Source organism: Baaleninema simplex PCC 7105, assembly GCF_000332355.1.
GTDB classification, from domain to species: domain Bacteria; phylum Cyanobacteriota; class Cyanobacteriia; order Cyanobacteriales; family Geitlerinemataceae; genus Baaleninema; species Baaleninema simplex.
In genome coordinates, this window is record NZ_KB235959.1 from 456245 (window position 1) to 457130 (window position 886).

1 protein-coding gene is annotated in these 886 nt (G+C 51.5%); it reads right to left on the minus strand.

Annotation, left to right across the window (positions count from 1 at the left end; all coding sequences use genetic code 11):
• Nucleotides 1–148 precede the first annotated feature (148 nt).
• The gene (locus GEI7105_RS31855) at nt 149–790 is read right to left on the minus strand and encodes a hypothetical protein (RefSeq protein WP_192816706.1); all 642 of its coding nucleotides are present in this window, start codon (nt 788–790) and stop codon (nt 149–151) included.
• Nucleotides 791–886: the final 96 nt, after the last annotated feature.

Sequence of the window (886 nt, forward strand, 5' to 3'; positions counted from 1 at the left end):
ACTGGCCAGCCAAAGACACTCAGCCCGGTGAGGATGAGTCAAACGGGTGCGTTGCCAATTAAAGCCATCACTCTTGAGATCGCGATAAGCCGCTTCAGTCCAAGAGCGAAAGCCATAAAAGGCAGCCGAAGCCGATTGAGGTGAGGCGTCACTCAGCAACAGCCAAGGGTCTTTGTAATCCTCGTCCCATCGGGCTAACAGGGTACAATCGAGAGAATTTTGGCGAAAGCAGCGTTACCGGTTGGCTAAAACTCTCACCGACTCGAACCACTTGCTCGAGAGGTTGCCAGTCGGCGAGAGTTTCCCCCGAGCGCACTTGGTAATAGCCTTGTGAGTTAATACGTAACAAAGGATGCCATCCCAGAGCCACAATTTCCTCATACAGCCAACAAGCATAGAGTCCTCGATCGGCCAAAACCCAAACCCTGACCGACTCGGGAACCACTCCGCTCAAGCGACGGAGCAAGTCTTGCCGACAGGGGCGTTCCAGGGGTGTTTCTGGGAAGCTTTCACGATTTTCCAGGCCACGGGAATGCCACTGCCGCGATAGAGTACGTTGAGTGACAAGACGTATAAATTTTTGACCGATATGGGTCGCATCTAAGGCCAGGAACAGGTCGTCGCTCTCTCCTAATAGCTCTAAGACCCACTTCAGCAGCGGCGCGAAACAACTGGCTACATCTAGCTCAGCATATTTACGACCGTAAGCTTTGGCGTTTTTCTTTGTACCACTGTTGTTAGTCTTTGACGTACGTTGGTGAATTTTTCCCCGTTGACTTGGGCAATACACTCTGACACTTGAGTCAGACTTGAAGAGCGACTCATCATCCTGAGAGGGTGACAAGGTAGACGGAAGCCAGACGGGACAATTGTTTGAGAGAATAGA